Source organism: Pseudomonas sp. 2hn (genome assembly GCF_019646095.1).
In the GTDB taxonomy this organism is placed as follows: domain Bacteria; phylum Pseudomonadota; class Gammaproteobacteria; order Pseudomonadales; family Pseudomonadaceae; genus Aquipseudomonas; species Aquipseudomonas peradeniyensis.
On the sequence record NZ_CP081016.1, the window covers coordinates 615,173 to 639,185 of the forward strand.

Sequence of the window (24,013 nt, forward strand, 5' to 3'; positions counted from 1 at the left end):
CCGTGACATGTTGTTTACCCTTCACCGAGCAGGAAGTTTCCGCTTTTTCCGGCGGTTTCTTCACTGTCGATACTATGGACCTCTGCTTCGTCCTTCAGATTCACCCCCGACAACTGGCGTCGGCACGCTTCGCGCATCAGGTACAGCAGGCGGTGGGCGGCCATGCCATAGCTCAGGCCTTCCAGGCGCACGTTGGAAATGCAGTTGCGGTAGGCGTCGGTCAGGCCGACCTTGGGCGCATAGGTGAAATACAGCCCCAGGCTGTCGGGAGAACTCAGGCCCGGGCGTTCGCCGATCAGCATCACTGTCATGCGTGCGCCAAGCAGCTCACCGACTTCGTCGGCCACCGCGACCCGGCCTTGCTCCACCAGGATCACCGGGGCGCTGGTCCAGCCATCGGCGGCGGCCTGCTCCTCGAAACGGCTCAGGAAGGGCAGGGTGTGGCGGTGCACGGCCAGCGCCGACAGACCGTCGGCGACGACGATCGCCAGGTCGACGCCGCCGGGGTTGGCCTGGGCATGCTCGCGCAGGCGCTGGGCCGAGTCCTCGTGCAGGCGCCGGCCAAGGTCCGGGCGTTGCAGATACTGGTGGCGGTCGCTGGCGGCGCTGTGCAGCAGCAGGCTGTCGCGGCCGCGCTCGCCGAGCTGCTGGCGCAGGCCGACGTGGTCGAACGGCAGGTGCACGGCATCGCGGGCCTGGGCGTGGGCGAACTGGAAGTCCAGCTGGGCGCCGGTCGGCAGGCTGATGCCGGTGCGGCCCAGGGCGATGCGCGCCGGGGTGAGGTTGCGCAGGGCCAGCCAGGGATTGTCCGGAGTGGGTGTGTGTCGTTCCATGGTCACCTCTAGGCCAGCTGCGCCAGGGCCTGGCGGAAGGCCGGCGGCAGGTTGTCGCCGAAGCGGATGCGGCCGTCGGCCTGGGTGAAGATGCCGGTGCGCTCCAGCCACGCCTCGAATTCCGGCCCGGGCTTCAGGCCCAGGGTCTGGCGCGCGTAGAGCGCGTCGTGGAACGAGGTGGTCTGGTAGTTGAGCATGATGTCGTCGGAGCCGGGAATGCCCATGATGAAGTTGATCCCGGCCACGCCCAGCAGGGTCAGCAGGGTGTCCATGTCGTCCTGGTCGGCTTCGGCGTGGTTGGTGTAGCAGATGTCGCAGCCCATCGGCACGCCCAGCAGCTTGCCGCAGAAGTGGTCTTCGAGGCCGGCACGGATGATCTGCTTGCCGTTGTACAGGTATTCCGGGCCGATGAAGCCGACCACGGTGTTGACCAGGAACGGCTTGAAGTGGCGGGCCACGGCGTAGGCGCGGGTCTCGCAGGTCTGCTGGTCGACGCCGTGGTGGGCGTTGGCCGACAGCGCGCTGCCCTGGCCGGTCTCGAAGTACATCAGGTTCTGTCCGAGCGTGCCGCGCTTGAGCGACAGGCCCGCCTCGTAGCCTTCCTGGAGCACGTTGAGGTTGATGCCGAAGCCGGCGTTGGCCGCCTCGGTGCCGGCGATGGACTGGAACACCAGGTCCAGTGGCACGCCACGGTTGATCGCCTCGATCGAGGTGGTGACGTGGGTCAGCACGCAGGACTGGGTGGGAATGTCGTAGCGCTGGATGATCGCGTCGAGCATCTCCAGCAGCGCGCAGATCGAGGCGATGCTGTCGGTGGCCGGGTTGATGCCGATCATGGCGTCGCCGTTGCCGTATAGCAGACCGTCGAGGATGCTCGCGGCGATGCCGGCCGGCTCGTCGGTCGGGTGGTTGGGCTGCAGGCGCGTCGACAGCCGCCCGCGCAGCCCCATGGTGCCGCGAAAGGCGGTGACCACGCGGATCTTCTGCGCCACCAGCACCAGGTCCTGCACGCGCATGATCTTCGACACCGCCGCCGCCATTTCCGGCGTCAGGCCCGGCGCCAGGGCGCGCAGGCTGTGCTCGTCGGCTTGCTCGCTGAGCAGCCAGTCGCGCAGCCCGCCGACGGTCAGATGGCTGACCGGAGCGAAAGCTTGCTGGTCGTGGCTGTCGACGATCAGTCGGGTGATTTCGTCCTTTTCATAGGGAATCAGCGCCTCGTTGAGGAAGTGCTTGAGCGGGATGTTGGCCAAGGCCATCTGCGCCGCCACCCGCTCGCCGTCGTTGCTGGCGGCGACTCCCGCCAGGTAGTCGCCTGAACGCGCCGGGCTGGCCTTGGCCATGACCTCTTTGAGGCTGTCGAAGCGGTAGACCTGGTGGCCCACCGTATGCGTGAAACTTGCCATACAGAATCTCCAGGGCGCCGCAGGCCTGGCCTGCGGCGCAAGTCGGCGATCAGTGCAGGGCCTCTTCGGCCTTCTGGATCGCGGCGAATTCCTCTTCCGGGGTACCGGCCACCAGGTGGTGACGGCTGTAGAAAGCAAAGTAGGCAATTAATACTGCATAGATCACCGCAGCGCCAATCACCACCCGCGGATCGACCAGGAACCCGGCGACCACGGCGATGCAGGCCAGCACCAGGGCCACGCCCGAGGTAAAGATGCCGCCGGGGGTGCGGTACGGACGCTCCATTTTCGGGCGGCGAATGCGCAGGGTGATGTGCGCGGCCATCATCAGCACGTAGGACAGCGTGGCGCCGAACACCGCCACCAGGATCAGCAGGTCGCCCTGGCCGGTCAGCGACAGGGCGAAGCCGATGATGCCGGGGATCACCAGGGCCAGCACCGGGGCCTTGCTCTTGTTGGTTTCTGACAGCTTGCGGGGCAGGTAGCCGGCACGGGAAAGCGCGAAGATCTGCCGCGAATAGGCGTAGATGATCGAGAAGAAGCTGGCGATCAGACCGGCCAGCCCCACCAGGTTGACGAAGCCGCCCATCCAGGTGGAGCCGCCGTAGGCCTTGGACAGTGCCTCGACCAGCGGGTTGCCCGAGGCTTTCAGGGCTTCGGAACCGGCGCCGCCGGGGCCGACCACCAGGATCAGCAGGGCGAAGGCCAGCAGCACCAGCATCGCGCCGATCAGGCCGCGGGGCAGGTCGCGTTTCGGGTTCTTGGTCTCTTCGGCGGCCAGCGGCACGCCCTCGACCGCGAGGAAGAACCAGATCGCGTAGGGAATGGCCGCCCACACGCCGACATAGCCGAACGGCAGGAAGCTGCTCGCACCGACTGCGTCAGTCTTGGCGATGTCGAACAGGTTGGCTGCATCGAAATGGGGCACCATGCCGATCAGGAACACCGCCAGGGCGATGGCGGCGACGGCGGTGATGATGAACATCAGCTTCAGTGCCTCGCCGACCCCGAAGATGTGGATGCCGATGAACACGATGTAGAAGGCCAGGTAGATCATCCAGCCGCCGATGCCGAACAGCGACTGGCAGTAGGCACCGATGAACACGGCGATGGCCGCGGGGGCGATGGCGTATTCGATGAGGATCGCCGTGCCGGTGAGGAAGCCGCCCCAAGGGCCGAAAGCGCTGCGGGCGAAGCCGTAGCCGCCGCCGGCGGTGGGGATCATCGACGACAGTTCCGCCAGGGAGAAGCACATGCACAGGTACATGGTGGCCATCAGCAGGGTGGCGAGGAACATGCCGCCCCAGCCGCCCTGGGCCAGGCCGAAGTTCCAGCCGGCGTAGTCACCGGAGATCACATAGGCCACGCCCAGGCCCACCAGCAGGACCCAGCCGGCGGCGCCTTTTTTCAGTTCACGTTGCTGGAAATAGTCCGATCCGACTTTTTCGAAGTCGACGGAGGAACTCGCCGGCGCGCTGCCGGAATGATCGCTTGGCATAGGGTTCACCTGTTGTTTTTCTTAGGTTGCCGGAGGGACTGCCGGCCCTTGGTGATTTTTACTGCAGGAAGCGAGCCAGAGCCTTTGGGGCCGCTTTGCGGCCTTTTCGCGGCACAAGGCCGCTCCTACATGGGATCGCGTTGTTTCTGTAGGAGCGGCCTCGCCGGGGCGCCGGACCGGCCGGAAAGGGCTGCGCAGCAGCCCCTGGGGCCTGTTTAGAAGAAGCCCAGCGGATTGATGTCGTAGCTCACCAGCAGGTTCTTGGTCTGCTGGTAGTGGTCGAGCATCATCTTGTGGGTTTCACGGCCGACGCCGGACTTCTTGTAGCCACCGAACGCGGCATGCGCCGGGTACAGGTGGTAGCAGTTGGTCCACACGCGGCCGGCCTTGATGCCGCGGCCCATGCGGTAGGCGCGGTTGATGTCGCGGGTCCACACGCCGGCACCGAGGCCGAACTCGGTGTCGTTGGCGATGGCCAGGGCCTCGGCTTCGTCCTTGAAGGTGGTGACGCTGACCACCGGGCCGAAGATCTCTTCCTGGAACACACGCATCTTGTTGTTGCCCTTGAGCAGGGTCGGCTGGATGTAGTAGCCGCTGGCCAGCGCACCTTCGAGTTGCTCCACCTTGCCGCCGGTCAGCAGCTCGGCGCCTTCTTCCTGGGCAATCTTCAGGTACGACTGGATCTTCTCGAACTGCTGCTGGGATGCCTGGGCGCCGACCATGGTGTCGGTGTCCAGCGGGTCGCCGCGCTTGATCTGCAGGACCTTCTTCATCACCACTTCCATGAACTGCGGGTAGATCGACTCCTGCACCAGGGCGCGCGACGGGCAGGTGCACACCTCGCCCTGGTTGAAGAACGCCAGCACCATGCCTTCGGCGGCCTTGTCGATGAACGCAGGCTCGGCCTGCATGATGTCCTCGAAGTAGACGTTGGGCGACTTGCCGCCCAGCTCGACGGTGGACGGGATGATGTTCTCGGCCGCGCATTTCATGATGTGCGCGCCGACCGGGGTGGAGCCGGTGAAGGCGATCTTGGCGATGCGCTTGCTGGTGGCCAGGGCTTCACCGGCCTCGCGGCCATAGCCTTGGACCACGTTGAGCACGCCCTTGGGCAGCAGGTCGCCGATCAGCTCCAGCAGCACGGTGATGCCCAGCGGGGTCTGCTCGGCGGGCTTGAGCACCACGCAGTTGCCGGCGGCCAGGGCCGGGGCCAGCTTCCAGGCGGCCATCAGCAGCGGGAAGTTCCACGGGATGATCTGCCCGACCACGCCCAGCGGCTCGTGGATGTGGTAGGCCACGGTGGTTTCGTTGATCTCGGCGGCGCCGCCTTCCTGGGCGCGGATGCAGCCGGCGAAGTAGCGGAAGTGATCGACCGCCAGCGGGATGTCGGCGTTGAGGGTTTCGCGGATCGGCTTGCCGTTGTCCCAGGTTTCGGTGATGGCCAGCAGTTCGAGGTTCTGCTCGATGCGGTCGGCGATGCGCAGCAGGACGTTGGAGCGGTCCTGCACCGAGGTGCGGCCCCAGGCGTCGGCGGCGGCATGGGCGGCGTCGAGGGCCTTTTCGATGTCTTCGGCGCTGGAACGGGGGAACTCGGCGATCGGCTGGCCGTTCACCGGTGAGGTGTTGGTGAAGTACTCACCCTTTACCGGAGGAACGAACTCACCACCGATGTAGTTGCCGTAGCGGCTCTTGAAGGAAACCTTCGCGCCCTCGGTACCGGGATGTGCGTAACGCATGGTGTGTCTCCTGGTCGTTGTGATTGTTGCGGAGTTTCCTAGCGTAGAGCAAAGGTCGGGCCAGCGCCTGGAGGTCCTTGTGTATCAATGACTTGGGTCAAGATCGGGCAGTGACTGGCGCGGCCCTGTGCCAGGGCCGGCACGGCCTGGGTGACACTTTGTACCGTTTTCGACGCAGCCCGTGACCGCAGGGTCAGTGCACCATTGCAAAGCGTTCCCGCCTGGAGGATGCTGGCGACACGCTCTATCTGCGGAGAACAACTACAAATGCAGAGCAACCCGTTCAGCCGCCATGCCCAGCAAGTGCTCACGGTCGCCCACGGCCAGGCCAGCGGGCCGGGCAGCGACCCGTCGATCGCACGCTCCTGGCTGCGCTGCCTGGAGGACTATCACCTCGACCCGGCACGGGCCCAGGCCCCGGTGGTGCTCGAGCACGGCCGACTGCTGGAGAGCCGCGAGCGCCTGCACCAGGTACTGCAGATCGCCGACAACGAGATGAATAGCCTGCATCAGCAACTGTCTGGCAGTGGGCACGCCGTGTTGCTGACCGACGCCCGCGGGGTGATCCTCAACTGCGTCACCGCCCCTGGCGAGCGGCGCATCTTCGAGCGCGCCGGGCTGTGGTTGGGCGCCGACTGGAGCGAAGCCCGCGAGGGCACCAACGGCATCGGCACCTGCCTGGTCGAGCGCCAGGCCCTGACCATTCACCAGGACGAGCATTTCCGTGGCCGTCACACCGGGCTGACCTGCTCGGCCAGCCCGGTGTTCGACCCCCATGGTGAGCTGCTGGCGGTGCTCGACGTGTCGTCGGCGCGGCCGGATGTATCGCGCCAGAGCCAGTTCCACACCATGGCCCTCGTCAACCTGTCGGCGAAGATGATCGAAAGCTGCTATTTCCTGCGCCATTTCGAGCAGCAGTGGCTGCTGCGCTTCCACCTGCAGGCCGAGTCGGTCGGTCTGTTCAGCGAGGGCTTGCTGGCCGTCGATGGCGACGGGCGGATCTGCGCAGCCAACCAGAGCGCCTTGAACCTGCTGGGCACCATCCGAGGCGGCGTGCTGGGCAAGCCCTTGGACAGGTTCTTCGCCTGCAGTCACGACGAGCTGTTCAGTCGCGCCACGCCCCAGGGCAACAGCGCCTGGCCGCTGCATACCCGCGATGGTCGCCAGGTGTTCGCCAGCCTGCGCGGCCAGGCCCGGACGCCGGTGTGGTCGGTGCCGGTGGCCTTGCCCCGGGCCAGCGAGCCCGGCATCTGCCTGCTCGACCCGGCTCTGCGCGAGGACTTTCGCCGCGCCGTGCGGGTGTTCGAGCGCGACGTGCCCCTGCTGCTGCGCGGCGAGACCGGCTGCGGCAAGGAGGCCTTCGCCCAGGCCGTGCACCAGGCCAGTTCGCGCCGGCACAAGCCGTTCGTGGCAATCAACTGCGCGTCGATTCCCGAGAGCCTGATCGAGAGCGAGCTGTTCGGCTATCGCGGCGGCAGCTTCACCGGCGCGCGCAAGGAAGGCATGCGCGGCAAGCTGTTGCAGGCTGATGGCGGCACCTTGTTGCTGGACGAGATCGGCGACATGCCGCTGGCGTTGCAGACCCGCCTGCTGCGGGTGCTCGAGGAGCGCCAGGTGGTGCCCATCGGTGGCGAGCCGCAGGCGGTGGATGTACGAATCGTCAGCGCCACCCACCGTGACCTGCTGGAACGGGTGGAGCAGGGTGGTTTCCGCGAAGACCTCTATTACCGCCTCAATGGCCTGGAAGTCGCCCTGCCGGCACTACGCGAGCGCAGCGACAAGGCGCAGTTGCTCGACTTCCTGCTGGCGCAGGAAGCCGAGGGCCAGGCCATCACTCTCGACCCGGCCGCCCGCCAGGCGCTGCTGGACTTCACCTGGCCGGGGAACGTGCGGCAGATGAGGAATGTGCTGCGCACCGTGGTGGCCTTGTGCGAAGGCGCGCATATCGAGTTTTCCGATCTCCCGGCAATTGTTCGCAATGGCGCGTCCTCTGTAGGAGCGGCCTTGTGCCGCGAAAGGGCCGCAGAGCGGCCCCAGGATCCTGACCAAGCCGCTGAAATCGCCGGGGCTGCTGCGCAGCCCTTTCGCGGCACAAGGCCGCTCCTACACGCCGAGCGCGATGCACTGCTCGCCGTACTGGAGGCAAACCGCTGGCACCTGACCCGCGTCGCCGAGCACCTGGGCATCAGCCGCAATACCTTGTATCGAAAACTGCGCAAACACGGCATCGCCAGGGCCGGTTGAGCGAAACAGCGAGTGCGATTTCCCTCGCCCTGGGCTACCCTGCCTCGACGTTTTGCGAGGTCGATCATGCACATTCATATTCTCGGTATTTGCGGCACTTTCATGGGTTCGCTGGCCGTGCTGGCCAAGGAACTGGGCCACCGCGTCACCGGCTCCGATGCCAACGTCTATCCCCCGATGAGCACCCAGCTCGAGGCCCAGGGCATCGAGCTGACCCAGGGCTACGACCCGGCCCAGCTGGAGCCGGCGCCTGACCTGGTGGTGATCGGCAACGCCATGTCGCGGGGCAACCCGGCGGTGGAGTACGTGCTGAACAAGGGCCTGCCCTATGTGTCCGGCCCGCAGTGGCTGGCCGACCATGTGCTGCAGGGCCGCTGGGTGCTGGCCGTTGCCGGTACCCATGGCAAGACCACTACCAGCAGCATGCTGGCCTGGGTCCTGGAGCATGCCGGCATGAGCCCCGGCTTCCTGATCGGCGGCGTGCCGCAGAACTTCTCGGTGTCGGCGCGCCTGGGCGGTACGCCGTTCTTCGTGGTCGAGGCCGACGAATACGACAGCGCCTTCTTCGACAAGCGCTCCAAGTTCGTCCACTACCACCCGCGCACCGCGATCCTCAACAATCTCGAGTTCGACCACGCGGACATCTTCCCGGACCTGGCGTCCATCGAGCGGCAGTTCCACCATCTGGTGCGCACCATCCCCAGCGAAGGCCTGGTCATCCACCCGACCACCGAGCAGGCGCTGGAGCGGGTCATCGGCATGGGCTGCTGGACCCCGGTGCAGACCACCGGCGAAGGCGGGCAATGGCAGGCGCGCCTGCTCAGCGCCGACGGTTCGCGCTTCGAGGTGCTGTTCGACGGTGAGGCACAGGGTGTCGTGGACTGGGCGCTGACCGGTCAGCACAACGTCGCCAACGCCTTGGCTACCTTGGCCGCCGCCCGCCATGTCGGCGTGGCGCCGGCCATGGGCATCGAAGGCCTGAGTGCGTTCAAGAGCGTCAAGCGGCGCATGGAGAAGGTCGCCGAAGTGCAGGGCGTGACCATCTATGACGACTTCGCTCACCACCCGACCGCCATCGCCACCACCCTCGATGGGCTGCGCAAGCGCGTCGGCGAGGCGCCGGTGATCGCGGTGATCGAGCCGCGTTCCAACTCCATGAAGCTCGGCGCCCACCGCGATGGCCTGCCGGAGAGCGTCAACGATGCCGACCAGGTGATCTGGTACGCGCCGCCCAACCTGGGCTGGGACCTGGCGGGCACCGCTGCGCAGTGCAAGGTGCCGAGCGTGGTGGCCGACAGCCTCGAAGCCATCATCGAGCGCATCAAGGGCCAGGCCCGCCCGGGCACCCATGTGGTGATCATGAGCAACGGCGGCTTCGGCGGCCTGCACGGCAAGCTGGCCGAGGCGCTGAAGTGAACGGGCCGGAACGCATCACCCTGGCCATGACCGGCGCCTCCGGGGCGCAGTATGGCCTGCGTCTGCTCGACTGCCTGGTGCGCGAGGACCGTGAGGTGCACTTCCTCATCTCCAAGGCCGCGCAGCTGGTGATGGCCACCGAGACCGACGTGCTGCTGCCGGCCAAGCCCCAGGCCATGCAGGCGTTCCTCACCGAGTACACCGGTGCGGCCGACGGGCAGATCCGCGTGTACGGCAAGGAAGACTGGATGTCGCCGGTGGCCTCGGGCTCCGGCGCGCCGGCGGCGATGGTGGTGGTGCCCTGTTCCACCGGTACCCTCTCGGCGATCGCCACAGGTGCCTGCAACAACCTGATCGAGCGCGCCGCCGACGTGACCCTCAAGGAGCGTCGGCAATTGATCCTGGTGCCGCGCGAGGCGCCGTTCTCCACCATCCACCTGGAGAACATGCTCAAGCTGTCGCAGATGGGTGCGGTGATCCTGCCGGCGGCCCCGGGTTTCTACCACCAGCCGCAGAGCATCGACGACCTGGTCGATTTCGTCGTGGCGCGTATCCTCAACCTGCTGAACATCCCGCAGGACATGCTGCCGCGCTGGGGCGAGCATCACTACGGGGTCGATGATTGAAGCGGGTGCTGGCGGGGCTGGTGATACTGGCTCAGCTCGGTGGTTGCGCGACGGTGCGCACCCTCGATGCCAACAAACCTGGGGCGCCGGTGGTGTATGCCGGGACGCGGCTTGACCTGTACGTGATCAATGGCGGTTGTTGCCCCGAGGATCGCTTTGGCGCCGAGGCGCCGGCCTATCCGGGGCTGGACCTGCCGGGGAGTGCGTTGCTGGATACCTTGCTGCTGCCCTTGTCGTTGTTGACGGCGGCGGGGGTGGGCTTTAACGCCACCGGCGGTCTGTAGCGGCCCTTTCGCGGGTAAACCCGCTCCCACAGGGTCAGTGCGCTACCTGTGGGAGCGGGTTTACCCGCGAAAGGGCCATGACAGGTCAACGCTATTTCTTGCCGAGTTTTCGCAACTCGTCCGACTCGACCACCCGAATCCCGTCTTCCTCCTCCAGCGCCAGGCGCCACAGCGCCCGGGCCAGGGTGCAGGCCTCGATACCTCGGTACTTGCCCGGTATCAGACGCGCAAACGGCGCCGCAATGCGCTCACCCAGGCGCGGCTCTATGCGCTCTCCGAGCAACAACGAAGGCCGCACGATGGTCAACTGCGGCCAGTCCTGCTGCTTGAGCGCCTCTTCCATCTCGCCCTTGACCCGGTTGTAGAAGACCGACGATTTCGGATCGGCGCCCAGGGCGCTGATCACCAGCAGGTGGCGTGCGCCCATCTCGCGGGCACGCTTGCTGAAGGCCACGACCATGTCCAGGTCGACGGCGCGGAAGGCGTTTTCCGAGCCTGCCTGCTTGAGCGTGGTGCCCAGGCAGCAGAAGGCGATATCGACGCGGCCGGCCAGTTGCGGGAGAAACACGGCCGGGTCACCCACCGGGTTTTCCAGGTGCGGGTGCTCGGCCAGGGGGCGGCGGGTCGGTGCCAGCACGCGGCTGATGGTGGGCTCGTTGAGCAGGCGGTCGAGCAGGTGTTCACCCGTCAGACCCGTGGCACCGGCAAGCAGGACATGTTGAGGCGTCAGGTACATGATGTCTCTCCCTCGTTACTACACAGCTTAGTGGGCGCCAGGTTTTTTTGCCTGTTGCCCCGAAGCTGGCTGGGCTTCATTGCGCAGGGCTTGCTCGGCCTGTTGGCGGCGCAGGCGCTGCCAGTGGCTGATCACCGCCGGCGGCGCCCAGAGCTGCGGCTCCGAGGCTTCGAAGCCTTCCCTTCGTTCTCTTTCGGCAACGCTTTGCCGCGCCAGTTCAAACGCCTGTTTCAGGTCGTCGGTCTGGTTCAGCGCCTGGGCGAACAGGGCGTCGCCGAAATAGGTGAAGTCGGCTTCTTCGGAGCAGCCGAACGACACCCGGTCGGGGCGGGCGGCGGTCATGACCAGGGTGCGGTCGTCCTTGAGCGGGGCGATGTAGCCACCGGAATAGCAGGCCGAGATGACGATCACCTTGTCGCGGTCCTTGAGCGGGGCCAGGGCGCTGGCCAGCTCGTCGGCGGACAGGTCGGCCAGTTGCAGGCGCGGCTGGTCGAGCACCAGTTGGTGGTCGTGGCTGCCGTGGCTGGTCAGGTAGATGAACACCAGGTCCTCGGGACCGCTGCGCTCGGCCAGGGTGCGGGCGGCGCGGGTGAGGTTCTCGCGGGTGGCCATCGGGCGGTCGGCCAGGTGGTCGCGATGGTTGACCAGGGTCACCTGGCCGTGGGCGCCGAAGCGCACCTTGAGCATGTTGCTGACATAGTCGGCCTCGCGCAGGAACACGCTCTGCTGGCCGTCGCCGCCCACCACCAGGCTGTACAGCTGCACTGGCGGCTCCGAGGCCGGCACCTTGGCCAGGGCATCGGCCAGCAGCTTGCCCTGGTTGAGCAGGGCCAGGTCCAGCGGGTCGGGCAGCAGCTTGTCCTGGGCATCGCGCACGCGCACGCCGTTGACCCAGGTGCCGCTCTCGACCCGGCCGTCCGGATGGGTCAGCTTGCCGCGACCGTGGTAGGCGTCATCGGCGAAGCCGCCGACATACTGACTGCCGTCGGCCAGTTGCAAGGTGCCGTTGCCGGCAAAGCGCCAGTCGCGAAAACCACCTTTGTAGCGGCTGCCGTCGCTGCCCAGCAGTTCGCCCTGGCCGACCAGCGATCCATCCTTGAAGTCGCCGATCCAGACGTCGCCGTCGGCGCTCTCGTAGCGGCCCCGGCCTTCGAGGCGGTTGTCCTTGAATTCGCCGATGTACTGCTCGCCGTCGGCGCTGTCGTAGGTGCCGGCGCCTTGCAACTGTCCGTCGATGAAGTGGCCGCTGAACTGGTTGCCGCTGGCGTCGCTGCGCACCCCGGCGCCGTTGGGCTTGCCCTTGGCGAACAGGCCCTGGTAGCGGCTGCCGTCGGCCAGTTCGAGCTGGCCGGCACCTTCGTACTGGTCGTCCTTGAACTGACCGCGGTAGGTCTGGTCGTTCTGCCTGAGCGCGCCCTCGCCGTCGCGGCGGCCATGCTTGAAGGTGCCCGCATAATGGCTGCCGGGGGTGGTCAGGTCGCCCAGACCCTGGAACAGGCCCGCGCTGAACTGGCCGCGATAGACCTCGCCGTTGCTGCCGTGCCATTCGCCCTGGCCATGCCACTGGCCGTCCTTGAAGGTGCCGGCGTACCAGCTTCCATTGGGGTAGTCGATGCGCCCCTCGCCTTGCAACAGGCCGTCGACTACCTGGCCACGGTAGCGACCGCCATCGGGCAGCCGGGCGTCCGGGGGCGACAGCGGTTCGCCTTCGCCGCAGGCGGCGAGCAACAGGATCAGGGTCAGGGGGAGCAGGCGGCGCATGGCGGGTTCCGGGAAAATCGATGCGTCGAGTATGCCGCAGAATGCCTGGACGGGTGAATTGGGGTCCTTCTTCCGGTAAGCCGACACCCATGGCAGTCGCACCGTACCTGTGGGATCGGGCCTGCCCGTGGCAGTGTCGGTACAGATGCCGCGCATACTGGCATTTTTACCTGCTGCCTTCGGCACAACCCTTGCTGTAAGAAGTTTCTGACGATGCCATCAAAGTAATGGCGCCAGAAACACGAGGGTTACAACGTGTCTGCCATCCTTTCACTGTTACGAAGCCGCCTCTTGCGGCCTGTGTTTGTTGCGCTTGGTATCGCTCTTCTGGTGCAGGTGCTGGTTGCCGTTGCACTGACGCGGAGCACGGTCACCGCCCTGGAGGCCGATTTGGGCGCGCGCCTGGGTAACGACAGCCAGAAACTGGCCGCCGAACTGGAGCAGGCCGGGCAGGATGTCCGTGCCGGGCTCGACAGCCTGTCGGCCAGCACCCGCCAACGCCTCAGTGCCGGTCTTTCCGAGCGGCTGCAGGGCGAACAGCAGCAACTGCGCGCTACCCTGGAGAAGAACCTCAAGGACTCGGCCAACGACATGGCCGAGTTGCTGGCCTCGGTCGCGCCGCGGGCGATCTGGGACAATGACGTACCGACGCTGTCGGACTTCGCCCGTCGCGCCCAGCGCAACCCCAATGTGCTGTTCGTGATCTATGACGACGCTCAGGGCCAGCACCTGACCCGCTACCTCAACCGACAGAACCCGATCAACCAGGCGCTGATGGACAAGGGGCAGGGCGAGCGGGCGCTGGACAAGGTACTGGATGCCGCGCGCAAGGATCCGTCGGTGTACTACGTCGAGGCCTCGATCAACCCCAACGGTGCCGAGATCGGCAAGGTGCTGATGGGCGTCTCCACCGCCGGCGTCGACCAGGAGCTCAAGGCCCTCGACCAGCGCTTCGCCGCGCTGATCGCCAGTGGTGAGCAATTGGTCGGCGACAGCCTGGTGGCTGCCGCCGCCGACAGCGGCAAGGCCCTGCGGGCGCGGCTGGAGACGGCGCAGAACAGCGCCACGGCGATGCAGGCCAATACCGCGCAGACCGTGCGCGATGCCGCCGCCGAGCTGCGCTGGCGCATCGGCCTGGGCCTGGTGCTGGTCGGGCTGGGCGTGCTGTTGGTGGTGGCGGTGGTGCTCGGGCGCCGGGTGCTGAGCAAGCTCGGCCTGCTGATCGCCGCGCTGAACGACCTGGCCGCGGGCGAGGGCGACCTGACCAAGCGGGTCAAGCTCGACAGCCGTGACGAGATCGGCGACATGGCCTCGGCGGTCAACCGCTTCGTCGACAAACTCCAGCCCATCGTTCGCGAGGCCGGTGAGGTAGCACAGCGCACCGGCGTGGAGATCGGCAGCATGGCCCAGCGCAACGCGGGGGCCGATGCCGCTGCCGCGCTGCAACGCGACGAAGTGGCGGCCAGCCTGCGCGACCTGTCCAGCATGGCCGACGAGGCCCAGGCCGAGAGTCATGCCATGCAGGCGGCGTTGCAGCAGGTGGTGGACATTCGCCAGGCCACCGACGAGAACAGCCGCGCCTCCACCCAGCTGGCGCGGTTGATCGAGAACCTGGCCGGCGAGGTGCAGACCGGCTCCCAGGTGATCGAGCGCCTGGCCAAGCAGAGTGAACAGATCGAAGTGGTGCTGACGGTGATCCATGGTATTGCCGAGCAGACCAACCTATTGGCGCTGAACGCCGCCATCGAGGCGGCTCGGGCCGGCGAAACCGGGCGTGGTTTCGCCGTGGTGGCCGACGAGGTGCGGGCGCTGGCGAGCAAGACGCAGAGCTCGACCGGGGATATCCAGTCGCATATCGCCGCCCTGCAGCAGGGGGCCAAGGAAGCGGTGGCGACCATCAGCCAGGCCGGGCGCCAGGCCAGCGAAGGCCTGCTGGTGCTGCGCGACAACGAACGTCGTCAGCAGTCGGTGCAGGCGGCGGTGGAGCAGGTGCATGCGGCGATCGGCCTGGCCACCCGCGCGGCGGAGCAGCAGGCCAATGGCGCGCAGGCGGTGCGCGGGCGGGTGGAGAATATCCATGCCCAGGCCGAGCGCTCGGCCGAGGTGGTGATGCAGACCACGGCCAGCAGCAAGGTACTGGATGACCTGGCGGCGCAGTTGCGCGCCAGTCTGGGGCAGTTCCGGGCCTGAGGGTTGTGCGATCCCTGTAGGAGCGGCCTTGTGCCGCGAAAGGGGCGCGAAGCGCCCCCAGCAAGCTTTGCGTCAACGCCGAAATCCTGGGGGCGCTTCGCACCCCTTTCGCGGCACAAGGCCGCTCCTACAGGTGCGGTGTGGCCTGTCAGGCCTTGTTCAGATACATCCGCGTGGTCAGCAGATACACCGGCAATCCCGACACCACGATCAGCAACGCCGCATAAGGCGCCGCCGCCGCGAACTCGACGTTGGCGGTGTGCGCCCACACCTCGGTGGCCAGGGTGGTCATGCCGGTCGGGCTGAGCAGCAGGGTCGCGGTCAACTCCTTCATCGCATCCAGGAACACCAGGGCAAATGCCGCCGCCATCGCCGGGAAGATGATCGGCAGGGTGACCCGGCAGAACGCCGCGAAACTGCTCGCACCCAGGGTGCGCGCGGCTTCTTCCAGGGTCGGCGAGGCCTTGTTCAGTGCGGTGCGCACCGGCGACTGCGCCAAGGGCAGGAACAACAGGGCATAGGCCAGGATCAGCAGCGCGGTGGTCTGGTACAGCGCCGGCACATAGTGCAGGGCGAAGAACACCAGGGTCAGGGCGATCACCAGTCCGGGCAGGGCGTGCAGCAGGTACGGCAGGCGCTCGGCCCAGATCGCCAGGCGTCCTTTGTAGCGCACCACCAGGAAGCTGATCGGCAGGGCCAGCAACACGCAGAAGCCGGCGCCGCCCAGGGATACCGACAGCGACGTGGCCAAGGCCTTGCCGATGGCCGCGACCGGGAAGGCCGCTGATGACCCGACGCTGAGCCAGTAGCCGAGCATTGCCAGCGGAATGCCGCTGCCCAGCACCGCCAGGGCCAGGCAGAACAATTGCCCCAGCGGCATCCAGGCGCGCAGGCGAAGCGGCTGCGCGCGACGAGCGACGCCCTGGCCAATGCGCACATGGCGGGCCTTGCCGCGCACCCGCAGTTCCAGCCACAGCATCGCCAGGCACATGACCAGCAGCACCGCCGAGAGCATGGCCGCATTGGCGTTGCTGAATTCCAGCTCGAACTGCTGGTAGATCGCCGTGGTGAAGGTCTGCAGGCCAAGGATCGACAGGGCGCCGAACTCCACCAGCATGTGCAGGGCGATCAGCAGCGCGCCGCCCAGCATCGATGGCCACAGCAGCGGCAGGGTGATCTTGTGGAACACGCCCCAGCGACCGCAGCCCAGGGTGCGCGCCGATTCCTCCAGCGAGGTGTCGAGGTTGCGCAGGGTGGCGGCCACCGGCAGGAACACCAGCGGGTATTTCGACAGCGCCATCACCAGAATGGCCCCACCCAAGCCCTCGAAGTCCGAACTCAGCGACACCCAGGTGAAGCTGCTGACGAACGACGGCACGGCGAACGGCAGGCACAGCACCACGCCCCACAGGCGCCGCCCCGGCAGGTCGCTGCGCTCCAGCAGCCAGGCCAGGGCCACGCCCAGCACCAGGCACAGCACGGTGACGCCGACCATCAGCAGCAGGGTGTTGCGCAGCAGGCCCCAGACAAACGGACGCCAGAGCAGGCGCAGGGCTTCATGCCACCCGGCTTCCCAGGCCTTGAGTCCGACATAAAGCAGTGGCAACAGGCTCATCGCCACCAGGAACAACACGGGCAGCACCACCCAGACGGAGGGCCGCTTGCGCTTCGGTACGAAGCGCGACAAGGCGGGCGAGGGCAGGGCGGCAGTCATCAGAGCAGGCCAACCTCACGTTCGAGCTCGATGGCTTCCTCGGCATTGCCAAGGTCGGCCGGCGAGATCTTCGGTGGGCGCAGATCCTCGAACGGCTTCAGACCACGGTCCGAGACCATGCCCTTGTGCAGCGGATATTCGGCGGTGGTCTGGGTGATCACCCGCTGGCCTTCTTCGCTGGCCATCCAGTTGAGCAGGGCCTGGGCTTCCTTGGGGTGCTTGCTGGCCTTGACCACTGCGGCGCCGGAAATGGTGACCAGGTTGCCGGCATCGCCATCGGCCAGGTAGTACAGCTTGGAGTCCAGCTTGCCGCGCTCGCGCTCGAGGGCATACCAGTAGTAGTTGTTCACCAGTACTGCGGCCACTTCGCCTTTTTCCACGGCCTTGAGGGCCACCATGTTGTTGGTGTAGGTCTTGCCGAAGGCTTTCAGGCCGGTCAGCCATTCTTCGGTGGCTTCGCGGCCATGCATCTTCAGGATGGCCACGGCCTGTTCCTGGAAGGCGCCGCTGGTGGGGACGTAGCCGACGCGCCCTTCCCACTCGGGGTTGGCGAAGTCCATGACCGTGGTCGGCAGGTCTTTCTCGTCGATCTTCTTCGGGTTGAACACCACGATACGGGTACGGGCGGTGATGCCCATCCAGGTGCCATTCGCACCTACGTATTCCTTGGGCATCATGTTCGCGGTGGCGTCGTCGATCTTCGCCAGCAGGCCCAGCTCGCCCAGGTTGTTCAGGGGCGGGGATTCCTCGGTGTAGATGATGTCGGCCGGCGAGCGTGCGCCTTCCTCGATGATCTGGCTGGCCAGCTGGTTGCTGCTGCCCTTGCGGATATTGATATGGATGCCGGTCTTGGCCTCGTAGGCCTTGGCGATGGCGTCGCCGATTTCCTTGTGCTGGCCGTTGTACATCGTCAGCGTGACCGGTTCGTCTGCCAGGGCGGCCGGTGCGCCGATCACCAGGCTCAGAACTGCGGCGGCCAGGGTGCGCATCAGCGGTTGCGGGCGGATCGTCATGCGGGTACTTCCTCGCTTACGGCTACATATTTGGAAACAATGGTAAACGAAATTGTTTCTCAAATGGGCGTATGACGGGAAATTCATGGGATCTGTTTAGGAGCGGCCTTTTGCCGCGAAAGGGCCGCACAGCGGCCCTCGGTTTCAGCGTTCACGTCAAGATCGCCGGGGTCGCTGTGCGACCCTTTCGCGGCACAAGGGCGCTCCTACAGGGGGGGCGCGTTAGATGGCTGCAAAAATCGCAGGCAAGAAAAAACCCACTAGCAAGCTAGTGGGTTTTTGTATGGTGCCCAGGAGAAGACTCGAACTTCCACGACCGTTAAGTCACTGATACCTGAAACCAGCGCGTCTACCAATTCCGCCACCTGGGCAAAGCTTTGCATCATCTGATGAAGGCGACTATCGTTCGCTTTCACACAGTAGTAACAGATCCTTGGTCATCTGTTACTTGAAAAATTTGGTGCCCAGGAGAAGACTCGAACTTCCACGGCCGTTAAGCCACTGATACCTGAAACCAGCGCGTCTACCAATTCCGCCACCTGGGCACACATTCGAGATTACAAGATGCTTTACAGCGTCGTTCATCTCTACTACAACTTCGGGGTTGTCCGTCGTTGTGGTGCGCACTATACGGACGCTCCTGATGCCTGTAAACCCCCCGAACGAAAAAAAATTCAAAAAATTCAACTTGTTGATTCCGCAGGCCTATTGCTGCACGACGGACGCACTGCCGGGGCTGTCCAAGGCTGACATTTCCGGTTTCAATACGCCTATGCCAGAATTCCACTCTATATACCCCAAGGTGAATCCTTTCTGATGGCCGATTGGCAATCCCTCGATCCCGAGGCCGCTCGCGAAGCGGAAAAATACGACAACCCCATCCCCAGCCGTGAGCTGATCCTGCAGCGCCTCGCCGACCGTGGCGAACCGGCTGCCCGCGAACAGCTGGCCGAAGAGTTCGGTCTTTATGAAGAAGACCAGATCGAAGCCCTGCGCCGCCGCCTGCGTGCCATGGAGCGCGATGGTCAGCTTATCTATACCCGGCGCGGCACCTATGCCCCGGTGGACAAGCTCGACCTGATCTGCGGCCGCGTATCCGGTCACCGTGATGGCTTCGGCTTCCTGATCCCCGACGACGGCAGCGAGGACCTGTTCCTCAGTCCGGCGCAGATGCGCCTGGTGTTCGACGGTGACCGCGGCCTGGCCCGGGTCTCCGGCGTCGACCGCCGTGGCCGCCGCGAAGGCGTGCTGGTCGAAGTCATCTCCCGCGCCCACGAAAGCGTGGTCGGCCGCTACTTCGAAGAAGGCGGCATTGGCTACGTGACCCCGGACAACCCGAAGATCCAGCAGGAAGTGCTGGTCACCGCCGGGCGCAACGGCGGCGCCAAGATCGGCCAGTTCGTCTCGATCAAGATCACCCACTGGCCAACCCCACGCTTCCAGCCCCAGGGCGACGTGGTCGAGGTGATCGGCAACTACATGGCGCCGGGCATGGAAATCGACATCGCCCTGCGCAGCTATGACATCCCGCATGTCTGGCCGAAGGACGTGATCAAGGAAGCGCGCAAGTTCCGCTCCGAAGTCGAGGAGAAGGACAAGGAAAAGCGCGTCGACCTGCGCCACCTGCCGTTCGTCACCATCGACGGTGAGGATGCCCGCGACTTCGACGACGCCGTCTATTGCGAACCGCTGGGCAAGCTGCGCCTGTTCTCCGGCGGCTGGCGCCTGTACGTGGCGATCGCCGACGTGTCCAGCTACGTGCGCCTGGGCTCGGCCCTGGATGTCGAGGCCCAGCAGCGCGGCAACTCGGTGTACTTCCCCGAGCGCGTGGTGCCGATGCTCCCCGAGGAGCTGTCCAACGGCCTGTGCTCGCTGAACCCGCACGTCGATCGCCTGGCCATGGTCTGCGAAATGACCATGAACAAGGCCGGCCAGATGGTCGACTACCAGTTCTACGAAGGGGTGATCCACTCCCACGCGCGCCTGACCTACAACAAGGTCAGCAGCATGCTCGAACATGCCCGTACCCGTGAAGGCAAGGCGCTGCGCGAGGAATACAAGGAAGTCCTGCCGGACCTGAAGAACCTGTACAACCTGTACAAGGTGCTGGTCGACGCCCGTCACACCCGTGGCGCGATCGACTTCGAAACCCAGGAAACCCGGATCATATTCGGCGAAGACCGCAAGATCGACGAAATTCGTCCGACCGTGCGCAACGATGCCCACAAGCTGATCGAGGAATGCATGCTGGCGGCCAACGTCGCCACCGCCGAGTTCCTGCAGAAGCACAACGTGCCTGCGCTGTACCGCGTGCACGACGGTCCGCCGCCGGAGCGCCTGGAAAAGCTGCGCGCCTTCCTCGGCGAGCTGGGCCTGACCCTGCACAAGGGCAAGGACCCATCGCCCAAGGACTACCAGCAACTGCTGGCGAGCATCGCCGGGCGTCCGGACTTCCACCTGATCCAGACCGTCATGCTGCGCTCGTTGAGCCAAGCGGTGTACAGCGTCGAGAACAACGGCCACTTCGGCCTGAACTACGAGGCCTACACCCACTTCACCTCGCCGATCCGCCGTTACCCGGACCTGCTGGTGCACCGTGCCATCCGCAGCGTGATCCGCTCCAAGGTCGATACCCCGCACGTCAAGCGTGCCGGCGCCATGAGCATTCCCAAGGCGCGCATCTACCCGTACGACGAGAACACCCTCGAGCAGATGGGCGAACAGTGCTCGATGACCGAGCGCCGTGCCGACGAGGCTACCCGCGACGTGGTCAACTGGCTCAAGTGCGAATACATGCGTGACCGTGTCGGCGAGACCTTCCCCGGCGTGATCACTGCGGTGACCGGTTTCGGCCTGTTCATCGAGTTGACCGACATCTATGTCGAAGGCCTGGTGCATGTCAGCGCCCTGCCGGGCGACTACTACCACTTCGACCCGGTACACCACCGTCTGTCGGGCGAGCGCAGCGGCCGCAGCTTCCGCCTGGGCGACACGGTCGAGGTCAAGGTCATGCGCGTCGATCTCGAACAGCGCAAGATCGATTTCGAGATGTCCGAGGCCACCGTCAACGCGCCGGTCGGCCGCAAGTCCGCCGCGCCTGCCGGCAAGGCCGCGGCGGAGCCGGCAGCGGCGCCCGAGGCGAAGATCTCGCCCAAGCCGCGCAGCCGCAAGAGCGAGACCGCCGAGGCGTACTTCCCGAAAGACGCGGTGCAGCGCAACGCCGAGGTGCGCAAGAGCCGCGAGATGAAAAAGGCGCTGATGAGCGACGCCAAGCACAGCGCTCACGCTGGCGGCAAGGCGGAGAAGGGCGCCAAGGCGTCGGGCAAGACCAAGCATCGCAAGGGGCCGTCGAAGTCCGGCGCGCCACGTAAGGGCAAGAGCAAGTCATGAGTCAGCTGGAAAAGATCTACGGTGTGCATGCCGTGCAGGCGCTGCTGCAGCACCATCCCAAGCGCGTCAAGCAGATCTGGCTGTCCGAGGGGCGCAGCGAGCCGCGCATCCAGGCCTTGCTGGCCCTGGCCGCAGAAAACCGCGTCCAGGTCGGCCAGGCCGAGCGTCGTGAGCTCGACGCCTGGGTCGAGGGTGTGCACCAGGGCGTGGTCGCCGAGGTGAGCCCGAGCCAGGTGTGGGGCGAATTGATGCTCGAGGAGTTGCTCGAACGCACCGAAACGCCGCCGCTGATCCTGGTGCTCGATGGTGTCACCGATCCGCACAATCTTGGCGCTTGCCTGCGCACTGCCGATGCTGCGGGTGCCACCGCCGTGGTGATTCCCAAGGACAAGTCCGCGAGCCTGACCGCCGTGGTGCGCAAAGTGGCCTGCGGCGCCGCGGAAGTGATTCCGCTGGTGGCCGTGACCAACCTGTCCCGCACCCTGGAAAAACTCCAGCAGCGTGGCCTGTGGGTGGTCGGCACTGCCGGCGAGGCCGAGCAGGAGATCTACCAGCAGGACCTAACCGGCCCGCTGGTGATGATCATGGGCGCCGAAGGCAAGGGCATGCGCCGCCTGACCCGCGAGCACTGCGATTTCCTGGTCAAGTTGCCGATGGCGGGCAGCGTCAGCAGCCTGAACGTCTCGGTGGCGACCGGGGTGTGCCTGTTCGAGGCCGTGCGTCAGCGCCAGGCCAAGCGCTAGCAGGTAAAAACGTGGGAGCGGGCTTGCCCCGCGATGGCGATGGAAGGTTCAACATCGTATCGCGGGGCAAGCCCGCTCCCACGTTGTGCTCCACAAGGCTGAATATGTTTCTGGCTGTTCAAATATTCGCCAATCACCTTGCTTGTCCCCCCGGCCTTCTCTACAATTGCGCCCCTTGCCAGCTGGCCGGTGCGCATGCGCCTACACGCCGGGGCAAGACTTACAGTGTCATTCACTCCTTGTCTGACCAGATTCGCTGGCAGACTACTAACCCGTAAGGAGCATTCATGCGTCATTACGAAATCATCTTCCTGGTTCACCCGGACCAGAGCGAGCAAGTCGGCGGCATGGTTGAGCGTTACACCAAGCTGATCGAAGAAGACGGCGGCAAGATCCACCGTCTGGAAGACTGGGGCCGTCGTCAACTGGCCTACGCAATCAACAATGTTCACAAGGCTCACTACGTGATGCTGAACGTTGAGTGCACCGGCAAGGCCCTGGCCGAGCTGGAAGACAACTTCCGCTACAACGATGCCGTGATCCGTAACCTGGTCATCCGTCGCGACGAAGCCGTTACCGGCCCGTCCGAGATGCTCAAGGCAGAAGAGAACCGCAGCGAGCGCCGTGAGCGTCGCGAACGTCCTGAGCATGCTGATGGCGCCGAAGGCGACGACAGCAATGACAGCGACAACAGCGATAACGCTGACGAGTAATCCACGGACCTTTTGAGGAGCCAATCACATGGCACGTTTCTTCCGTCGTCGTAAATTCTGCCGCTTCACTGCTGAAGACGTGAAAGAGATCGACTTCAAAGATCTCAACACCCTGAAAGCTTACGTATCCGAAACCGGCAAGATCGTTCCAAGCCGCATCACCGGTACCAAAGCTCGTTATCAGCGTCAGCTGGCTACCGCTATCAAGCGCGCCCGCTTCCTGGCCCTGCTGCCCTACACCGACAGCCACGGCCGCTGAGACCGGGTCGTCGACTTAAGTAGCAAGGGATAAGCATGCGAGCGTTGGCAAGTTTCATCATGCGCGGTCGTGTGCAGGCCACCCTCGTGGTGGTCATCAGCGCGGTACTGCCGCTGCTGTTCTGGTTGAGTGCCGCCGCCGGGAGCCTGGTGCTCCTGCGGCGCGGGTTCAAGGACGCGTCATCGGTCATCGCCTGGGGCCTTTTGCCAGCGTTGATCATCGCGTTCTTCGGCGAACCGAGCACCTTGCTGGTGCTGTTGGGAACGCTGAGTCTGGCCGCCTTGTTGCGGGCCGGGCATTCCTGGACCCGGGTGTTGCTGTCCAGTGTCGCATTAGGCTTGCTGTACAGCCTGATCCTGGACGCGGTGATGCGCGAGACCTTCGAGGTGCTGGCCAAGGCGCTTGAAAAAGCCCTGCCGCAGATCGAGGGCCAACCGGTACTACCTGGTGAGCTGATCGGCCCTTTGCTGGTCGCTTCCAGTGCGGTAATGCTGCAGCTGTTCAGCCTGCTGGCTCTGATGCTGGCGCGCTATTGGCAGGCGGCGTTGTACAACCCCGGTGGTTTCGCCCGCGAGTTTCGCGAGCTGAGGCTGCCGCTGGTGCCAATGCTGGTGCTGGTGTCATTGATGGTGCTGGGCCCGTTCCTCGGGTCGTCGTTCATCGTCCTGGCCACCGCCTCCAGCCTGGTGCTGCTGCTTGCTGGCATCGCCCTGGTTCATGGGCTGGTGGCGCAGCGGCGACTGGCCGGTTTCTGGCTGGTGGGGATGTACGTGACGCTGCCGCTGCTCATGCAGCTGATGTATCCGTTGCTCGTGGTTTTGGCCATTGTCGACAGCCTGATTGATTTTCGCGGTCGCAAGTCCCCTTCACAGGGTGACGACTCCGCGAACGGTGAAGGTTAAAAGTTAAGAGGTTTTACCAAATGGAACTGATCCTGCTGGAAAAAGTCGCCAACCTGGGCAACCTGGGCGACAAAGTAAACGTTAAGGCTGGTTACGGCCGTAACTTCCTGCTGCCATTCGGCAAGGCCACCGTTGCCAACGCCGCCAACCTGGCCGCGTTCGAAGAACGCCGCGCCGAGCTGGAAAAAGCCGCAGCAGACAAGAAAGCTTCGGCTGAAAGCCGCGCTGCCCAACTGGCCGAGCTGGAAGTGACCATCACTGCCACCGCTGGCGACGAAGGCAAGCTGTTCGGTTCGATCGGCACCCACGACATCGCTGATGCCCTGACCGCCTCCGGCGTTGAAGTGGCCAAGGCTGAAGTTCGTCTGCCGAACGGCACCATCCGTCAGGTTGGCGAATACGACGTAGCCGTGCACCTGCACAGCGACGTTGAAGCCACCGTACGTGTGGTCGTCGTAGCTGCCTAAGCTGCGCTGACCGGCTGGCTCCCTGTGGGTCAGACGGTTAACATCGGGCACGGTCCTGTGTTGAACAGGCCGTGCCCTTTGTCTT

Annotated in this window: 18 protein-coding genes, 2 tRNA genes and 2 pseudogenes; 12 read left to right on the forward strand and 10 right to left on the reverse strand. The window is 65.3% G+C overall.

The annotated features are described in order from the left end of the window. Positions 1-14: 14 nt before the first annotated feature. From eutC to K2O50_RS02955, 4 genes are all read right to left on the reverse strand, one after another. Positions 15-833 (reverse strand): ethanolamine ammonia-lyase subunit EutC, encoded by an 819-nt coding sequence (gene eutC / locus K2O50_RS02940; RefSeq protein WP_050707145.1) that lies wholly within the window; start codon positions 831-833, stop codon positions 15-17. Positions 834-841: 8 nt separating this feature from the next. After that, on the reverse strand, positions 842-2,236 hold the full coding sequence (locus K2O50_RS02945; protein ID WP_050707144.1) for an ethanolamine ammonia-lyase subunit EutB: 1,395 nt from the start codon (positions 2,234-2,236) through the stop codon (positions 842-844). Positions 2,237-2,285: 49 nt separating this feature from the next. Then, the gene (gene eat / locus K2O50_RS02950; protein WP_028690369.1) at positions 2,286-3,734 is read right to left on the reverse strand and encodes an ethanolamine permease; all 1,449 of its coding nucleotides are present in this window, start codon (positions 3,732-3,734) and stop codon (positions 2,286-2,288) included. A gap of 215 nt (positions 3,735-3,949) precedes the next feature. Then, positions 3,950-5,470 carry an aldehyde dehydrogenase family protein gene (locus K2O50_RS02955; protein ID WP_050707143.1) on the reverse strand — a complete coding sequence of 507 codons (1,521 nt, stop codon included), beginning with the start codon at positions 5,468-5,470 and terminating at the stop codon, positions 3,950-3,952. A 267-nt stretch (positions 5,471-5,737) separates the two neighbouring features. On the opposite strand from K2O50_RS02955, the gene K2O50_RS02960 reads away from it, so the two are divergent. The 4 genes from K2O50_RS02960 to K2O50_RS02975 all read left to right on the forward strand — a co-directional run bounded on the left by K2O50_RS02960 (position 5,738) and on the right by K2O50_RS02975 (position 10,040). Continuing rightward, on the forward strand, positions 5,738-7,714 hold the full coding sequence (locus K2O50_RS02960) for a sigma-54-dependent Fis family transcriptional regulator (protein WP_050707142.1): 1,977 nt from the start codon (positions 5,738-5,740) through the stop codon (positions 7,712-7,714). Positions 7,715-7,780: 66 nt separating this feature from the next. Beyond that, positions 7,781-9,130 carry a UDP-N-acetylmuramate:L-alanyl-gamma-D-glutamyl-meso-diaminopimelate ligase gene (gene mpl, locus K2O50_RS02965; RefSeq protein WP_050707141.1) on the forward strand — a complete coding sequence of 450 codons (1,350 nt, stop codon included), beginning with the start codon at positions 7,781-7,783 and terminating at the stop codon, positions 9,128-9,130. Then, on the forward strand, positions 9,127-9,756 hold the full coding sequence (gene ubiX, locus K2O50_RS02970; RefSeq protein WP_050707140.1) for a flavin prenyltransferase UbiX: 630 nt from the start codon (positions 9,127-9,129) through the stop codon (positions 9,754-9,756). Before mpl ends, ubiX begins: the two co-directional genes overlap by 4 nt. Next, positions 9,753-10,040, forward strand: coding sequence for a YceK/YidQ family lipoprotein (locus K2O50_RS02975; protein WP_050707139.1), 288 nt, complete (start codon positions 9,753-9,755; stop codon positions 10,038-10,040). The genes ubiX and K2O50_RS02975 overlap by 4 nt, the downstream gene beginning before the upstream one ends. A gap of 91 nt (positions 10,041-10,131) precedes the next feature. Here the strand turns inward: K2O50_RS02975 and K2O50_RS02980 are convergent, their stop codons facing one another. Further along, positions 10,132-10,776: an oxidoreductase gene (locus K2O50_RS02980; protein WP_050707138.1), complete on the reverse strand. Its 645-nt coding sequence runs from the start codon at positions 10,774-10,776 to the stop codon at positions 10,132-10,134. A gap of 27 nt (positions 10,777-10,803) precedes the next feature. After that, a complete protein-coding gene (locus K2O50_RS02985; protein WP_220689968.1) occupies positions 10,804-12,537 on the reverse strand; it encodes a C13 family peptidase in 1,734 nt (577 codons plus the stop codon). A gap of 1,071 nt (positions 12,538-13,608) precedes the next feature. Here K2O50_RS02985 and K2O50_RS26830 point away from each other — a divergent pair. Both K2O50_RS26830 and K2O50_RS26835 read left to right on the forward strand, forming a co-directional pair. Continuing rightward, positions 13,609-13,821 (forward strand): annotated as a pseudogene (locus K2O50_RS26830) (methyl-accepting chemotaxis protein); the annotation flags it as partial. A gap of 390 nt (positions 13,822-14,211) precedes the next feature. Further along, positions 14,212-14,727 (forward strand): annotated as a pseudogene (locus tag K2O50_RS26835) (methyl-accepting chemotaxis protein); the annotation flags it as partial. A gap of 148 nt (positions 14,728-14,875) precedes the next feature. On the opposite strand, the gene K2O50_RS02995 reads toward K2O50_RS26835, so the two are convergent. From K2O50_RS02995 to K2O50_RS03010, 4 genes are all read right to left on the reverse strand, one after another. Then, on the reverse strand, positions 14,876-16,441 hold the full coding sequence (locus tag K2O50_RS02995; protein WP_050707135.1) for an iron ABC transporter permease: 1,566 nt from the start codon (positions 16,439-16,441) through the stop codon (positions 14,876-14,878). Next, positions 16,441-17,454 (reverse strand): extracellular solute-binding protein, encoded by a 1,014-nt coding sequence (locus K2O50_RS03000; protein ID WP_050707134.1) that lies wholly within the window; start codon positions 17,452-17,454, stop codon positions 16,441-16,443. Before K2O50_RS03000 ends, K2O50_RS02995 begins: the two co-directional genes overlap by 1 nt. A 284-nt stretch (positions 17,455-17,738) precedes the next feature. Then, positions 17,739-17,825: transfer RNA gene (locus K2O50_RS03005), tRNA-Leu, on the reverse strand. Positions 17,826-17,912: 87 nt separating this feature from the next. Continuing rightward, a tRNA-Leu gene (locus K2O50_RS03010) sits at positions 17,913-17,999 on the reverse strand. 271 nt (positions 18,000-18,270) lie between these two features. Here K2O50_RS03010 and rnr point away from each other — a divergent pair. From rnr to rplI, 6 genes are all read left to right on the forward strand, one after another. Beyond that, a complete protein-coding gene (gene rnr / locus K2O50_RS03015; RefSeq protein ID WP_050707133.1) occupies positions 18,271-20,844 on the forward strand; it encodes a ribonuclease R in 2,574 nt (857 codons plus the stop codon). After that, the gene (rlmB, locus tag K2O50_RS03020; RefSeq protein WP_050707132.1) at positions 20,841-21,587 is read left to right on the forward strand and encodes a 23S rRNA (guanosine(2251)-2'-O)-methyltransferase RlmB; all 747 of its coding nucleotides are present in this window, start codon (positions 20,841-20,843) and stop codon (positions 21,585-21,587) included. Before rnr ends, rlmB begins: the two co-directional genes overlap by 4 nt. 287 nt (positions 21,588-21,874) lie before the next feature. After that, positions 21,875-22,300, forward strand: a complete 426-nt coding sequence (rpsF, locus tag K2O50_RS03025; RefSeq protein WP_011535936.1) for a 30S ribosomal protein S6 — start codon at positions 21,875-21,877, stop codon at positions 22,298-22,300. 28 nt (positions 22,301-22,328) lie between these two features. Then, positions 22,329-22,559 (forward strand): 30S ribosomal protein S18, encoded by a 231-nt coding sequence (gene rpsR, locus K2O50_RS03030; RefSeq protein ID WP_003249563.1) that lies wholly within the window; start codon positions 22,329-22,331, stop codon positions 22,557-22,559. 35 nt (positions 22,560-22,594) lie between these two features. After that, entirely contained in the window at positions 22,595-23,461 is an 867-nt protein-coding gene (locus K2O50_RS03035) for a hypothetical protein (protein WP_050707131.1), read from the forward strand. A 20-nt stretch (positions 23,462-23,481) separates the two neighbouring features. After that, the gene (gene rplI, locus K2O50_RS03040) at positions 23,482-23,928 is read left to right on the forward strand and encodes a 50S ribosomal protein L9 (protein ID WP_011535934.1); all 447 of its coding nucleotides are present in this window, start codon (positions 23,482-23,484) and stop codon (positions 23,926-23,928) included. The last annotated feature ends 85 nt before the right edge of the window (positions 23,929-24,013 follow it).

Coding starts and splice junctions, on each gene's coding strand:
- K2O50_RS03035 (WP_050707131.1), top strand. CDS start 22,595: ATGCGAGCGTTGGCAAGTTTCATCATGCGCGGTCGTGTGCAGGCCACC.
- K2O50_RS02960 (WP_050707142.1), top strand. CDS start 5,738: ATGCAGAGCAACCCGTTCAGCCGCCATGCCCAGCAAGTGCTCACGGTC.
- K2O50_RS02980 (WP_050707138.1), bottom strand. CDS start 10,776: ATGTACCTGACGCCTCAACATGTCCTGCTTGCCGGTGCCACGGGTCTG.
- K2O50_RS03000 (WP_050707134.1), bottom strand. CDS start 17,454: ATGACGATCCGCCCGCAACCGCTGATGCGCACCCTGGCCGCCGCAGTT.
- rpsR (WP_003249563.1), top strand. CDS start 22,329: ATGGCACGTTTCTTCCGTCGTCGTAAATTCTGCCGCTTCACTGCTGAA.
- eat (WP_028690369.1), bottom strand. CDS start 3,734: ATGCCAAGCGATCATTCCGGCAGCGCGCCGGCGAGTTCCTCCGTCGAC.
- rplI (WP_011535934.1), top strand. CDS start 23,482: ATGGAACTGATCCTGCTGGAAAAAGTCGCCAACCTGGGCAACCTGGGC.
- K2O50_RS02985 (WP_220689968.1), bottom strand. CDS start 12,537: ATGCGCCGCCTGCTCCCCCTGACCCTGATCCTGTTGCTCGCCGCCTGC.
- K2O50_RS02955 (WP_050707143.1), bottom strand. CDS start 5,470: ATGCGTTACGCACATCCCGGTACCGAGGGCGCGAAGGTTTCCTTCAAG.
- eutC (WP_050707145.1), bottom strand. CDS start 833: ATGGAACGACACACACCCACTCCGGACAATCCCTGGCTGGCCCTGCGC.
- K2O50_RS02945 (WP_050707144.1), bottom strand. CDS start 2,236: ATGGCAAGTTTCACGCATACGGTGGGCCACCAGGTCTACCGCTTCGAC.
- rpsF (WP_011535936.1), top strand. CDS start 21,875: ATGCGTCATTACGAAATCATCTTCCTGGTTCACCCGGACCAGAGCGAG.
- K2O50_RS02995 (WP_050707135.1), bottom strand. CDS start 16,441: ATGACTGCCGCCCTGCCCTCGCCCGCCTTGTCGCGCTTCGTACCGAAG.
- mpl (WP_050707141.1), top strand. CDS start 7,781: ATGCACATTCATATTCTCGGTATTTGCGGCACTTTCATGGGTTCGCTG.
- rnr (WP_050707133.1), top strand. CDS start 18,271: ATGGCCGATTGGCAATCCCTCGATCCCGAGGCCGCTCGCGAAGCGGAA.
- rlmB (WP_050707132.1), top strand. CDS start 20,841: ATGAGTCAGCTGGAAAAGATCTACGGTGTGCATGCCGTGCAGGCGCTG.